We start from the raw sequence: 12725 nt of genomic DNA, 5'->3' as shown, positions 1-12725 counted from the left end.
TTATAGCAGACCACATTACGGACAAGTCCTGAAATTTCACCTGCGCCCACTGTAAATACTGCCATTCAGGCGGCTGAGGTGAAGTGTAGTTCTTAATACCCACACCGTCAGTCAAAAGCTATAACGTGCCGCTTTTGAACAGATAGCAGACAGCCGTGAGCGCAAAAGTGGCCACAGATTTTACTGACGAGTCAAAATATTTAGCAAGACAGTCAAGATGATACTTTGAACATAACCCACCAGGATGCCTGGTGGATAAAATGGAGATGAAAATCTTCGAGAACTGCTAAGAGTAAACGCAGGGGACCTTCGTTAGGATAGCTAGTAATAAAAAGACCCTGATCAGGCTCGAGTAGTTCCCATTCCGTAGTGGATTGGCGGCGTATGCCTAAGGCATGGTTTTTTTTCATTTCATCTATAGTAATAAGGCATAGCAGGCAACAATGGCTGCCTGGCTCTTCGCTGCCTGATTCTCCATTGACCAACCATTCAAATGCATTATTAAGTGCATCATAATCATGCAAAAAGCCGCCTTTTATACCTTGTGGTACCAGGTTCTGGGCGATCAGAAACTTCCTTAAGGAATCCGTTGCACACCCATCCATCCCTATGCTGGGTATGGTTTTAAAGGGGCTAACATCGATGTTGGGTCTGATTATGCGAGTAGGCCGGGTTTCTGCAATCATGGTTCCATATCTGTGCGACCCAATCTTCTTGGCAGCCGAAAGACCTGAATTTTTGGCAATTGCTGTTTTTAGCCAGTAGGCGACCATTGCCAAATATACCCTGTTTTTCCAATCATGCATGGGTGTTATACGGTTTGTCCCTACCATTCTGGCTCCTTCAATCCATCTGAAACTCCTCCTGTTCTCGGGGTCATTGATTTCGAATAACTTATGGGCTAACTTCATCTTCTGTCCAACCTTTCTTCATACTGGTGGATAGCAAGCATAATAGTTCAAGAAGCCAGCATTGATAGAGTCTTTAAGATCAATTGATAGGGTGAAAGTCTCATATTGACAGTCTTTTCCGGGCTTTCAGCTCAAAGGGAAAGATCCCAACCAGTATCAGAAATAATGCCATACCCCAGCTGGCTCTTCCTGAACAGGCCTGTTTCGAGCGTAATGCTCCCCCGCCTCCCTGACAGCCCTGGCCTGTACAGGTGTCTGAACAAACTCCCAGTGACGGCAGAGCTTACCCTGCATCAAAGCATTCATGGTCAGAAAACATCGCCGGGTCGTTTCAGAAGCACTCTCAGGTCCAAGTAATGTAAGACAGTTATCAACAACTTCACTAAGCTCCTCTGCCGTTTTTTTGTTCTTAACCGTTTGTTTACTCTTATCCATTGATTTCAGCACTGGTAAAAGGGCACGCTTGACTGAATTAAGAATATCCATCAGTTTCGACCTATCTGTATCACATAAGTCGTCAGAGACAATTTGTGAAGATAGATTATTGATAAAAATAGTAAGTTTGTTATTCAAAAAGTTAGACATATTTGCGTCATAACGAGGTGTCAATTTACCATTAATCACTTTGTCTGCCGCTTCCAGCAAACTAACGCCCTCTTTCACCAGATCTATTGACTGACGTTTTGCTACCCCGCTCTTCGTGCCTGTGACTGCGGGTGTTTTAGAATGAGTGTTGGATTTCGGTGCAGCCAGCTTCTCAGTCAGTGGTAATGCCTTCAATAGTTTTTTTCTGTGTCGCCTGAATGTCGCCGTCATATCCAGCTGCCCATGATACGCAAGCTGGGAACATAATTTCAGGAGAACCGGTTTCAGTTCCTGCACTTCAAGACTGTCAAACTCAACCTGGCAGTGAGTCATATATTCATTCGGAGCCATACCCCTGAACTTTTCATCGATATCCCTGGCTTTCGCTTCCAGCCAGTGTTTCAAGTTAGAAATACGCTCACGAGTGACATGAAAGGATAGTTTAGGCTTCCCATTAACTTCATCCGGCACGGCATCCCATCCATTTTCCAGAATATAGTCGAAGCACCTTCCAGGTTCCCAGCCAGAGCACAATTGTTTTTCCTCTGATACCGTTTTGACAAGGTCTGCACTATCAATGGTTCTATGAGGGATAAGGCAAGGTTCAGAAGCACCCGAACAGAGCCCGGGAACGAAAGAATTGTATTTCCCGGCCACCAGATTTTTCAGAGTCCGCCTGGTGCCGCCATGGCTATGAAGCTGCCAGAGACTTCGGTCTGGCAAGACCAAGTTCACAGGGTGTTGATTTTCCGACCCGTAGCGCAAATATTGCTCAACGTCTTCACCAAGAAGAAAAGGGGTTTCGACAACATGCACATGTACGGCCGGATTCCGCTCAAGCAGCTTGCGCAGTTTTGTTTCTCTCTCCTTTTGATCGTAGGGTCTTTTTGACAATGCCTGCCGGAGAACAAAACAATGAACCTCAACATTCTGGTCAGAAAGGGAGTCGATGCACTCAGCGAGCTTCTTGACTATTGCATGAAGTTGCATACCACTGATGCTCACTTCTACCACCCCTATCCGGCGATACCCCAGATGAAAAGCCTTACCAACTTCCCGACCCATTTTTTCAATATGCCTGGCAGAGCTGAGTTCCATTTCTTTGGCTGTTGAAACCACCACCGCAGGACGGCTAACCGGAGGGATATACGTTTCGAGAAAATCATATAAACAGGTGCCGCCTCGTTCCATGGTAAAAATGACTTCAACCGGGTTCTTCTCCACAGCCTTTCCCAGCTGCTCCAGAGCAGATTGCTGATCCCTGACATACTTACAGTAGATCAGGCCTTCATCTTCGTACTGTCCGTTTATCCGTCCTTTGCGAACCTGCTTGATACGCTTGCATACCTCCTTCACGTCAAGACCTGGTTCTTCCAGGTATTCCAGACCCAGCATGTCTGGATGGGCTACAAACCTTTCAGGGTGGCCAACCCGGGTTATAGTCAGACCTTCCAAAGTCTGGCACAGGGGATTGGCAGACGATTTGGGGAGAGAGGCAGATTTCTCTTCAGGAGACTGAGTGCTGATATCCCTGCCAAATACCGTACCTGACTCAACGGTTGCGCCATCCGGGCTTTTATGAGATTGAGCTCCCTCCGGAGTTCTCAGTGCATAAGCATCAACATCTATTTTTCTCGCGGCCTCCATACTCACTTACCCCTTAATCCTTGATGACTTCATTTTTAGACAGGCAGTCTATGCGGATGTTTGGACAAAAGCAGACAAGACTGTCAGAAGCACTGACAACTTGAGGAGACGATGATTCAGTATCTGCTGAAGTTCCGGTATCCGCCTCAAAAGAAGGGGTAAGCCCCCAACCAGCATCAGAAATATTGCTCACTACCCACCCCGTCAGCCAAAGGCTATAATGTGCCACTTTTGAACAGATAGTAGACAGCCGTGAGCGCAGAGACAGCCATGAGCACCAAAAAGCTATACATCAAGACCCACGGTTGCCAGATGAACGAGTACGACTCTGCCCGTATGGCAGACCTGCTCGGAGAAACCCATACTCTGGAACTGACCGACAACCCGGAAGAAGCCGACGTACTGCTGGTCAACACCTGTTCCGTCCGCGAAAAGGCGCAGGAAAAACTGTTCCACCAGCTCGGTCGCTGGAAACACCTGAAAGAAAAGAACCCCAACCTGGTAATTGGCGTGGGTGGTTGTGTCGCCAGTCAGGAAGGCGAGGAAATCCGCAAGCGCGCGCACTACGTTGACGTGGTGTTTGGCCCACAGACCCTGCATCGCCTGCCGGAAATGATTGACGCCACCCAGCAGGATCACATCCCGGTGGTAGACGTCACTTTCCCCGAAATCGAAAAGTTTGACCGCCTGCCCGAACCAAGCGTCGACGGCCCAACCGCTTTTGTGTCCATAATGGAAGGTTGCAGCAAGTACTGCACCTACTGCATTGTGCCCTACACTCGAGGCCCGGAAGTCAGCCGCCCAATGGATGACGTTCTGGCGGAGTGTGTCGGTCTGGCAGAGAAAGGGGTGCGTGAAATCAACCTGCTGGGGCAGAACGTTAACGCTTATCGTGGTGAAAAGGACGATGGTTCTATTTGTGATCTGGCAGAACTGATCACCATCGTTGCCGCCATCGACGGCATCGACCGCATCCGTTTCACCACCTCGCACCCGCTGGAGTTCTCCGACAGCCTGATCGATGTTTATGGCGAAGTACCGGAACTGGTCAGCCACCTGCATCTGCCGGTTCAGAGCGGTTCCAACCGTATCCTGAAGCTGATGGAGCGTGAGCATGAAACCAGCATCTATCTGGACAAGGTTCGCCGCATTCGTGAGCATCGCCCGAATATGAGCATGTCTTCCGACTTTATTGTTGGCTTCCCCGGTGAAACCGATGAAGACTTCCAGGACACCATGGCGTTAATTGCCGAAGTGGGCTTCGACGCCTCCTTCAGCTTTATCTACAGCAAGCGTCCGGGGACTCCGGCGTCGGATATGCCAGACGACGTAACGGCGGACACCAAGAAGCAGCGCCTGCGCATTCTGCAGGATCGCCTGAACCAGCAAACCATGCAGATCAGTCGTCGGATGGTGGGTTCTACCCAGAAAATTCTGGTCACCGGTTATTCCAAAAAAGACCCCGGCGAACTGATGGGCCGTACCGAGTGCAACCGTATTGTCAACTTCAGGTTCGACGATCCACGCCTGATCGGACATTTTGCCAATGTTGAAGTGACCGATGCCTTTGCCCACTCTATGCGCGGCAGGATTTTAAGCTCCGAGCTGGAGTGACTGCTCCCCACCCTATCGGGTGAGGCTTCTGATTTCTTAGGCAGCAACCGACAGTCTGCCGGATTTACGCAAGCCTCCATCAGCAGAAACGGACAGTCCTTCCGCCTTTAATTTCAATATGCCTTGCTTCTTGATATTGCGAGCTGCATTAATATCCCGGTCATGGATAGCACCACAGCTACACTCCCATGATCGGATTCTCAATGGCATTTTTTCCTGTTTCAAATCGCAGACTGAGCAAGTTTTAGAGGATGCAAACCACTGGTCTATCTTCACCAGATGTTTACCTTCCTGCTTTGCCTTGTATTCGAGTTTGGTTATCAGTGAGTGCCAGCCAGCATCAGCAATAGAACGTGCAAGACGCTTGTTCTTGAGCATGTTTTTAACTTTCAGTGTCTCCACAATTACCGCTTGGTTTTCGTCGATGAGTTGTTTTGATAGCTTATGCTGAAAATCATTACGGGCAAAGGCTACACGCTCATGCGCCTTTGCCACCAATAAACGGGCTTTGTGCCTACCTTTTGAGCCTTTCTTGCAGCGAGATAGAGCCTGTTGTTTTCTTTTCAGGTTACGTTGTGCTTTTTTCAGAAAGCGAGGATTGCCAGTCTTATGGCCGGTACTGGTGATAGCCAGATCAGTAATCCCCATATCAACACCGACAACCTGATTAGCTTCAAGATTATCAATCTGTTTTGGTTGTTCCTGGGTATCATCAGCCAATATGGAGGCAAAATACTTGCCGGTTAGCGTTCTGCTCAGGGTGATAGACTTCACCTTACCCACTATTTCACGATGCACTTTAGCCCTTATGGGCTTGCACTTGGGGATTTTTATCCAGTTATCGCCCACAGAGACAGACGTACAATGGTAGCTACTTTGCTTGCCATGCTTTTTCTTGAAGCGAGGAAATCTTGCCTGCAATTTGGGATTGAAAAAGTTTTGAAAGGCCGTATCCAGATTGATAGTGGCCTGTTGCAGTGCAATAGAGTCAGCGTTTTTCAGCCATGAGTACTTTCGGCTTTTCTTGGCTTTTGCCAGCAAGGGCTTCAGGTGTTTTTTGGGAGAAAGGCTCTGCCCACGAACCTTGTAATAATGAACCTTAATAGCCAGGGCCTTGTTCCATACGAACCGCACAGCATCAAACTGACGGTCGAGAAATTCCGCCTGCTCTGATGTTGGATAGATTCGTACTTTGGTGGCTCTCAGCATGGAACGTTATTTCAGTACTCATCAATATAAACTTTATATTACAGGTATTTGAAAGAGGTTTTCAAGTGAGCGCACACAATAAAGATTTGCTTAAAGGGTATCTTCGCAAACGACATAGCGTTACCAAGCTGGTTGTTCATTTGGTGTTCACGACAAAGTACAGACGAAAGCTTTTTGATGGCTATATGATCAAGCAGTTACGGGAGTCGTTCGAGAGTGCATGTGAAAAACTGGAATGCCAGTTACTTGAAATGGATGGCGAAAAAGATCACGTACACCTGTTGGTGACCTACCCACCAAAACTGGCTATCAGTGTCATGGTAAATAATCTCAAATCAACATCATCAAGACGGTTGCGAATGCTGAATACCCACCTTACTGCTCAGAGCAAAGCAGGCTTAATGTGGTCAAGGTCTTACTTTGCTTGCAGTGCTGGCGGTGCAACTATCGAGACTCTGAAGGACTACGTTAATAGCCAGAGTACACCAGATTGATGGCGGAAGGCTCTGCGCCTTCCCGTCTTATATCCCCGCCCGCATTGGGCGAGGGTTTACGACGATTTTGCTAAGGGGCGCAGCATTCAATAACTTACCGGGCTGTTGGCTTTTGGCTATTAGCTGCTCGTACAGCCAACCGCCAACAGCCAACAGCCAACAGCCAACAGCCAACAGCGGTATATTATGTTCTGCTGCTTCCCTAAAAAGAGTCCTTATTGAGCCGAATCCCATCTCTTGTCGTTCCCGCCTGCTCGGGAACGACAAGAGAAATTATTATCTGCCACTTCCCTCCTTCAACAATCTCTCCCTCTAAACTCTCTATAAAAATCCTGTAAAATAGGCTCAATATCGCGGCCATGATCTACCCAACCTTCAGACCGCGGTATATGCTTAACCCAAATAATCGCAGTAAGAGCTGAATCCCCGACTTGAACGCCAAAACCCGAAACACTTCCAATACTCTGGCAGAAAGCCACTGTCAGTTTACCCTTGAACCCGATGACAGCCAGCGTTTTGCCGAGCTGTGCGGTCAGTTCAACCAGAACCTGAAACAGATCGAACAGCGCCTGCACGTTAAAGTTCGCAACCGTGGTAACAAGTTTTCCGTGTCAGGTCGTGCAGACTCGATCAAAGCAGCCCGGGAAATTCTGAAACGGCTGTACAGGGAAACCGGCAAACAACCACCACTGACACCGGAAACCGTACACCTGTTCCTACAGGAATCAGCCATTGAATACATTGCGGCACCCGAAAGCAGTGACGACGTTGTTTCCCTGCGTACCCGCAAAGGGCTGATCACGCCACGGGGCCCTAACCAGCAGAACTACGTTAAATCCATTCTTCAGCACGACATCAACTTTGGCATTGGTCCTGCGGGTACCGGTAAAACCTACCTTGCTGTTGCCGCTGCGGTTCAGGCCCTTGAAGATGAACAGATTCGTCGAATCCTGCTGGTTCGTCCTGCGGTAGAAGCTGGCGAGAAACTGGGCTTCCTGCCCGGCGACCTGTCCCAGAAAATCGACCCTTATCTGCGTCCTCTTTACGATGCCCTGTATGAAATGCTGGGATTTGAACGGGTCGACAAACTGATCGAAAAGAATGTGATTGAAGTCGCACCCCTGGCCTATATGCGCGGTCGAACCCTGAATAACTCTTTCATTATTCTTGATGAATCCCAGAACACGACATCCGAGCAGATGAAAATGTTCCTTACCCGTATCGGCTTCGGCTCAACCGCGGTTATTACCGGTGACGTCACTCAGGTTGACCTGCCACGGGGAACCCGCTCAGGTCTGCTCAGCGCCATTGACGTGCTGAAAGACGTAGACGGCATGGGCTTTACCTGGTTCTCTTCCAAAGACGTCGTTCGTCACCCTCTGGTTCAGCGCATCGTTCAGGCTTACGACGTATTCGACCAGAAGCAGGAACAGGAACAGCAAAGGCGCCGCGAAGAACGCAAGGCTTTGCATGAACAGCGCCAGCAGCAGGCACAAACTGAGGCAAGCGTCCCATCATGAGCGCCAACGTGTTTATCGATATCCAGATTGCCAGTGACAGTCAGCGGTTGCCCGGTGAACAGGACTTCCAGCAGTGGGCAGAAGCGGCTGTCGGCTCACACCGGGACGAAGCAGAAATCAGCCTGCGTATCGTGGATACCGAAGAAGGGGCAGAGCTGAACCAGCAGTGGCGCCAGAAACAGGGGCCCACTAACGTGCTGTCATTCCCGTCTGAACTACCCGCCGAGCTGGAACTGCCCTTGCTGGGCGATCTGGTGGTCTGCGCTCCGGTGGTTGAACGGGAAGCCGGTGAACAGAAAAAAAGTCTGCAGGCGCACTGGGCGCATATGATCATACATGGCACACTGCACCTGCTGGGCTATGACCATATAGACGACAGTGAAGCAGAAGCGATGGAAGCCCTGGAAACTGAAATAGTAAAAAGCCTTGGCTTCCCTGACCCTTACGCAGAAACCGTTTAACGAACCGTACTCTGTCGGGGTATAGTTGCTACTCGACAGGCTACACGACAGATGCCTGACAGAAGCGGAGGCGCTCTCCGTTTCTGGTCATGAAGATGGTACAGCTGTTTTTTAAACAGCCACATTTAAAGAAAAGGTAATGAACGACGAAACCCCAACGGGTGAAGAACCCTCACCATCGTGGATGGATAAACTCTCTGGCCTTTTCAGTCAGGACCCGAAAAACAGAAGTGAATTGCTGTCAATCCTGAACGAAGCCGGCAGCAGGGGCATTATAGACACCGAAGCCCTGAGCATTATTGAAGGGGCCGTCCAGGTGGCGGACATGCAGGTACGGGAAATAATGATTCCCCGCTCCCAGATGGTCTGCGTGGAAGAAGACCAGGAACCCCGGGATTTCCTGCCTAAAATTATCGAATCCGCCCACTCCCGCTTCCCGGTGATCGGGGACACCAAGGATGAGATCATTGGTATTCTGCTGGCAAAAGACCTGTTGCCACTGATCCTGCAAAATAATCGCTTCAATATTAAAGACCACCTTCGCCCTGCCACGTTTATACCTGAAAGCAAGCGCCTCAATGTTCTTCTGAAAGAGTTCCGCACCAACCGCAACCACATGGCCATCGTGATTGATGAGTTTGGCGGCGTCGCCGGACTGGTGACCATTGAAGATGTTCTGGAACAGATTGTCGGCGACATTGAAGATGAACACGATGTCGAGGAAGACAGCTTTATCAAACCCGTTGAAGAAAGTGCCAATACCTTTATCGTTAAGGCGCTGACCCCCATTGATGACTTTAATGAGCACTTCAACGCTCAATTCAGCGGTGAAGAGTTCGATACCATCGGCGGGATTGTTATGCAGGAATTTGGACACATGCCCAAGCGTAACGAATACGTGGAAATTTCCGGTTTTCGGTTTGATGTGCTTAACTCCGACGGTCGCCGCATTCGATTACTGCGGGTGACCGACACTCACGAATAACCCTCGCGACTGCCTCTCGCGACTGACAGGCCGATGATATTGAAGAATAAACTGCCCGGACACCTGATGGCAGCCCTTGCCGGTGTCCTCTTCACTTTTGCTTTCAGTCCTTATGATTACTGGCCGGTGTTATTGCTGGCCAGTGGCTGTATTTTCTTTCTTACCCAAAAAGAAGCGCTGCGCCCTGCCCTTGTTCGCGGGTCGATGTTTGGCGTCGGACTGTTTGGATCGGGTACTTCATGGGTTTACGTCAGCATCCATGAGTTCGGTTCAGCCCCTGTGCCCCTTGCCATTGCGCTGACCCTGTTATTTACCCTGTTCCTGACCAGCATTTTTATCACGCCCCTGTTTCTTGCTTATGTGAAACTCCGGGATCGCTATAAGGTGGCGACCACCTGGCAGCGAGCCTTCCTGTTTGCGGGCGTCTGGGTACTGTTTGAATGGTTCAGAACCTGGTTCCTGACCGGGTTCCCCTGGCTGTTACAGGGCTATGCCCTTCTGGACACACCGTTCCAGGGCTGGGCACCGGTGACCGGTGTCTACGGCCTGAGCCTGTTACTGATCACTACAGCCTGTCTTCTGACTTCTGTCCTTATCGACAAATGTCGTCTTTCTGCCGGACAGGTAATCGCTTTGGTGAGCATTGCCGCTGCCTGGCTGATCAGCCTTCCCCTGAACCAGATAACCTGGACGACTCAAACCGACAAGCTCAGTTTCAGCGCCATTCAGGGTAATATTCCCCAAAGCCTTAAATGGAAGCCAGGCTATCTGGAAGATACCGTTCGAACCTATTTTAAACTGACCGAAAAGGAGTGGGGACGGGATCTGGTGATATGGCCGGAAAATGCCCTGCCTGTTTTCTACAGCAGCGTCCGCCCTGTAATACAGCAAATCGATCGTCAGGCTAACGCCAGTGGAAGTGCGTTTATCACCGGTATTCCAATGGACGATAACAGTACCGGCGAACCCCGTTATTACAATGCCATTATTGCCATCGGTACAGGCGATGGACGGTACTATAAACAGAAACTGGTTCCTTTTGGTGAATACGTGCCTCTGGAGTCCATACTGAGAGGGCTGATTGATTTCTTTGACCTGCCCATGAGCGCCTTTTCCCAGGGTGATCACAATCAGGAATTACTGGAAGTACCGGAAGCCACCATTGCCCCCTATATCTGCTATGAAGTGGTGTACCCGGACTTTGCGGCGGAGCAGGCAAAAGACAGTGGACTTTTAATTACGATCAGTAACGACACCTGGTTTGGCCGTTCCATCGGGCCTTTGCAGCATTACCAGATTGCCCGTATGCGTTCACTGGAGACAGGACGCTATATGATTCGCGCTACCAATGATGGCAAAACGGCCCTGATTAATGACCGGGGGCAAACCGTTAAAAGCATTGAGCGTTTCAAGGCGGGGGTTCTGCGTGGTGACGTTCCGGTTATGGAAGGTATAACACCTTTTATGCGCCTTGGTTCATTTCCGGTATTGTTATTAAGCCTGCTGATGATTGTGCTGGTTGCCTGCCGAAACCGTCGCAAGCCTTAATTTATCACTGCTGTCAAGGCCGTTAATGTCTTGAAACTGCCGTGTAATGCTCTGAACCTTGATTCAACCAGCTTTCATGTGGATGGCCGTTATAACAGTGAATCTGAAGTCGATGAAGAAGACCTGAACTGCATTAAAATCTGTCGTGGATACAGCAGAGATCACCGGCCCGAATTAAATCAGGCAATACTGCTCTTAATGACCGAAAATCAAGCGGGCATTCCCGTATTCATGGCCGCATCCAGTGGCAATAATAAACGACAACACTAATTTCAAAAAAGTCATCAGCAAGCATTTGAAATGCTACAAAGAGGCGCTGAATAATCATTATCTGATTGGCGATGCTGCACTTATGAACAGCTATGAACATGGCGAGAGCAATAGAAGTGCTTTGCGATCAACACCCTCGCTACGCAATGCCACTATGGATTATTTGCAGAAGCAGGTCCGCTACAGGGTTGACAATTCAGAAGTACTGCCAGGGTCGGTTTCTACCGGCTTTTCCACATAAAATTCCACAGAAAATGTGGATAACTCGAAACTTACCGTTTACACCGGGCATTGGCAGTGCGCGGGCAGCCTGTAGCCTTGCTTCATGCTGTCTTCGCACTGGCCATTGCTGCCGCCAGCTGGAAGCATCTGCGCGACCAGTCTTTGTTCGGTCAGTGCGGCTGCGCAATGCTATTGTGGTGGAGGAATTTCGCAATTTTCGTTAAACATAAACCTTCCCTTGTTTATTGATCTGCCGGGCTATGACCTCCAGTGTCACCTTTATTCCAAGCTCCGGCTCCTTCCACACTGCCAAGCACACTTGTTCTGGAATCTAATTGATCAGCTGGAGTTCTGCTTTGCAAACCACCAACAAGACTCAGATCATTTGCTGGAATATTAATCGAAAAAGGCCGGCTATCATCCGGTTGATCATCTTTTATGCCTTCTTTATCCTGATTTCCGTCACTTGCGACCGCCCCCTCATTCTGCCCGTCATAACCCTGCTCACTGACGACATTTGGTCTGTCAAAGGGTTGTAGAACTCCTCTAAAATTCACTGTCGTATTTGTATTATGTCCTGAAGGGGAAATATCAAACCTCGTAAGCTGGCCATCATCCGGATTGAATGCAACTGTGCCTATGACATGAACCGAAGTCTGATCATCTTGCTCTTCATTCAGCTCCAGGCCAAAAGATCGGTTAGGTTCTGGGCTCAAATATCCGTGAATAGCAAAGTCGCTACCGCTTATATTTTGGAGGACAGTCACATTTCTCAGTAATCCATTAATCCTTATAGTGCCATCAGCAAAAAAACCAAACGGCATCAATATATGACAAGGTTCAGAATGACCCGTTTGAGACTTCCGAATAAGCAGCTCACGAGTCAGAAGAGAAAACACCAGGTGCTGACCATCCTGTTCTTCGCCAGATTCCGAAGTGGGCAACTCTCCTCCTGTTCCGCTAGATTTTAATGGCATTCTCATCGAATTGATGATTAATGAACCTCCCTCTAGTCTGGTCTCTGAATATACCCTTAAATAATAGCGACCTTCGTCCTTAATTTTCTCTACTTTGATCTCGGTGTGTCGATTGTTCTTCTTATTAACAAACTTGAAATTATTTGTAGCCTGCAAATTCAGAGCCATTATTGCCAGCAAAAAAAACAGGACTTGCTGTAAGATCAACTTTAGAACTTTCAATTTTAACCACCTGATATTCGAATGAATGCATGGATAAGAAAGATCAGTGTAGTCAATTTT

The 12725-nt window shown here is 48.9% G+C and carries 11 protein-coding genes and 1 pseudogene; 7 read left to right on the top strand and 5 right to left on the bottom strand.

The genetic code is table 11. The annotated features are described in order from the left end of the window. Positions 1-212 precede the first annotated feature (212 nt). The 3 genes from NX720_RS14340 to NX720_RS14330 all read right to left on the bottom strand — a co-directional run bounded on the left by NX720_RS14340 (position 213) and on the right by NX720_RS14330 (position 3336). Entirely contained in the window at positions 213-833 is a 621-nt protein-coding gene (locus NX720_RS14340; protein ID WP_262595488.1) for a hypothetical protein, read from the bottom strand. Between the two features lie 234 nt (positions 834-1067). Next, complete coding sequence (locus NX720_RS14335; RefSeq protein ID WP_262595487.1) at positions 1068-3149, bottom strand: hypothetical protein; 2082 nt, start codon at positions 3147-3149, stop codon at positions 1068-1070. 7 nt (positions 3150-3156) lie between these two features. Continuing rightward, positions 3157-3336: a hypothetical protein gene (locus tag NX720_RS14330; protein ID WP_262595486.1), complete on the bottom strand. Its 180-nt coding sequence runs from the start codon at positions 3334-3336 to the stop codon at positions 3157-3159. A 77-nt stretch (positions 3337-3413) separates the two neighbouring features. Between NX720_RS14330 and miaB the strand changes: the two genes are divergently transcribed. Continuing rightward, positions 3414-4757 carry a tRNA (N6-isopentenyl adenosine(37)-C2)-methylthiotransferase MiaB gene (miaB, locus tag NX720_RS14325; RefSeq protein WP_262595485.1) on the top strand — a complete coding sequence of 448 codons (1344 nt, stop codon included), beginning with the start codon at positions 3414-3416 and terminating at the stop codon, positions 4755-4757. A 36-nt stretch (positions 4758-4793) separates the two neighbouring features. Here miaB and NX720_RS14320 read toward each other — a convergent pair whose 3' ends face one another. Further along, positions 4794-5966 (bottom strand): RNA-guided endonuclease InsQ/TnpB family protein, encoded by a 1173-nt coding sequence (locus tag NX720_RS14320; protein ID WP_262595363.1) that lies wholly within the window; start codon positions 5964-5966, stop codon positions 4794-4796. Between the two features lie 65 nt (positions 5967-6031). Here NX720_RS14320 and tnpA point away from each other — a divergent pair, with 65 nt between their 5' ends. From tnpA to NX720_RS14290, 6 genes and pseudogenes are all read left to right on the top strand, one after another. Then, a complete protein-coding gene (gene tnpA / locus NX720_RS14315; protein ID WP_262595484.1) occupies positions 6032-6460 on the top strand; it encodes an IS200/IS605 family transposase in 429 nt (142 codons plus the stop codon). 431 nt (positions 6461-6891) lie between these two features. Next, the gene (locus NX720_RS14310) at positions 6892-7980 is read left to right on the top strand and encodes a PhoH family protein (protein WP_262595483.1); all 1089 of its coding nucleotides are present in this window, start codon (positions 6892-6894) and stop codon (positions 7978-7980) included. Then, positions 7977-8441 carry an rRNA maturation RNase YbeY gene (gene ybeY, locus NX720_RS14305; RefSeq protein WP_262595482.1) on the top strand — a complete coding sequence of 155 codons (465 nt, stop codon included), beginning with the start codon at positions 7977-7979 and terminating at the stop codon, positions 8439-8441. The genes NX720_RS14310 and ybeY overlap by 4 nt, the downstream gene beginning before the upstream one ends. Positions 8442-8580: 139 nt before the next feature. After that, positions 8581-9426, top strand: a complete 846-nt coding sequence (locus NX720_RS14300) for an HlyC/CorC family transporter (protein ID WP_262595481.1) — start codon at positions 8581-8583, stop codon at positions 9424-9426. Between the two features lie 33 nt (positions 9427-9459). Then, the gene (gene lnt / locus NX720_RS14295; protein ID WP_262595480.1) at positions 9460-10974 is read left to right on the top strand and encodes an apolipoprotein N-acyltransferase; all 1515 of its coding nucleotides are present in this window, start codon (positions 9460-9462) and stop codon (positions 10972-10974) included. A gap of 9 nt (positions 10975-10983) precedes the next feature. Further along, positions 10984-11326, top strand: a pseudogene (locus NX720_RS14290) (IS1634 family transposase); the annotation flags it as partial. A gap of 382 nt (positions 11327-11708) precedes the next feature. On the opposite strand, the gene NX720_RS14285 reads toward NX720_RS14290, so the two are convergent. Beyond that, entirely contained in the window at positions 11709-12665 is a 957-nt protein-coding gene (locus tag NX720_RS14285; protein WP_262595479.1) for a hypothetical protein, read from the bottom strand. Positions 12666-12725: the final 60 nt, after the last annotated feature.

It is taken from the genome of Endozoicomonas euniceicola, from assembly GCF_025562755.1.
GTDB lineage: Bacteria > Pseudomonadota > Gammaproteobacteria > Pseudomonadales > Endozoicomonadaceae > Endozoicomonas_A > Endozoicomonas_A euniceicola.
This window is presented reverse-complemented; position numbering and strand designations above follow the sequence as displayed.

What these genes read in the sequence shown, in the direction of transcription:
- miaB (WP_262595485.1), top strand. Translation starts at nt 3,414, where the DNA reads ATGAGCACCAAAAAGCTATACATCAAGACCCACGGTTGCCAGATGAAC.
- NX720_RS14320 (WP_262595363.1), bottom strand. Translation starts at nt 5,966, where the DNA reads ATGCTGAGAGCCACCAAAGTACGAATCTATCCAACATCAGAGCAGGCG.
- NX720_RS14300 (WP_262595481.1), top strand. Translation starts at nt 8,581, where the DNA reads ATGAACGACGAAACCCCAACGGGTGAAGAACCCTCACCATCGTGGATG.
- lnt (WP_262595480.1), top strand. Translation starts at nt 9,460, where the DNA reads ATGATATTGAAGAATAAACTGCCCGGACACCTGATGGCAGCCCTTGCC.
- NX720_RS14340 (WP_262595488.1), bottom strand. Translation starts at nt 833, where the DNA reads ATGGTAGGGACAAACCGTATAACACCCATGCATGATTGGAAAAACAGG.
- ybeY (WP_262595482.1), top strand. Translation starts at nt 7,977, where the DNA reads ATGAGCGCCAACGTGTTTATCGATATCCAGATTGCCAGTGACAGTCAG.